The 793-nt window shown below is 44.1% G+C and carries 2 pseudogenes; both read left to right on the plus strand.

Annotated elements, in window-relative coordinates:
- Nucleotides 1-558, plus strand: a pseudogene (locus RR876_RS16805) (hypothetical protein); the annotation flags it as partial.
- A pseudogene (locus tag RR876_RS16810) lies at nt 558-793 on the plus strand (hypothetical protein); the annotation flags it as partial. The pseudogenes RR876_RS16805 and RR876_RS16810, both read left to right, overlap by 1 nt.

Here is a 793-nt window from a genome sequence, read left to right on the forward strand (position 1 = left end):
GTCAAAGAAGGCTCGGTGATCGTGAATGGTCGAACCTTCCAAGCGCCTGTTGCGGTTTTCCGTGGTGGACGCATCCGAGAAGTGTCTTTCTGTGCATTGGGTGCAGATGACAATACAAACGCCGTGGCAGCCAGTCACTCTCCAAAAAACTTTAATCAACCAGAGGACACAGACGTGACCGAATTAGAAAAAGCACAAGCGGAAATTGCTGCGTTAAAGCTGAAAAATACCGAGCTTGAAACGCAAAATAAACAATTTGCTGCTGCAAAACGTGAAGCTGAAATCACTGCACTAGGTAAAGACTTAGGCAAAGAATTTAGTGCTGAAGATATTGCTGAAATGAAGACTCTTGATGAGTCGACATTTGCATTCTCGGCTAAGCAATTACGTCAATTTTCGGTGACCAAACCACCAGAGCAAAAGACACCGGGAGCAAATCCAGCCTTGGCGCATTTATTCAGTCACCAAGCAACTGGTAGTCAAGGTGGGCAACAAGGGCAAGGGTCAGCTCTTGATCAGGCTTTCAATAAATTCGCAGCTTCTATGGAGCAAAAATAATGGGAACAATTACTCAAACGATTACTGTTAATCAATTGGTTGTAGGTAATGGCGTTCGCACAGAAAATGCAAAACCAAAAACTGCAACAGCATTTAAGAGTGGTGATTTGCTAAATGTAAATGCAGCTAATGTAGCTGATCATCCAGTAGTTACGGCAGATGTTGTTGGGGATTGGAATGCGATTGCTGTAACTGACTTTACCGCAGAGCAATCGACTTACCATGCAGCCAATGG

Origin of the sequence: Acinetobacter sp. (genome assembly GCF_036666595.1) — a bacterium.
Lineage (GTDB): Bacteria > Pseudomonadota > Gammaproteobacteria > Pseudomonadales > Moraxellaceae > Acinetobacter.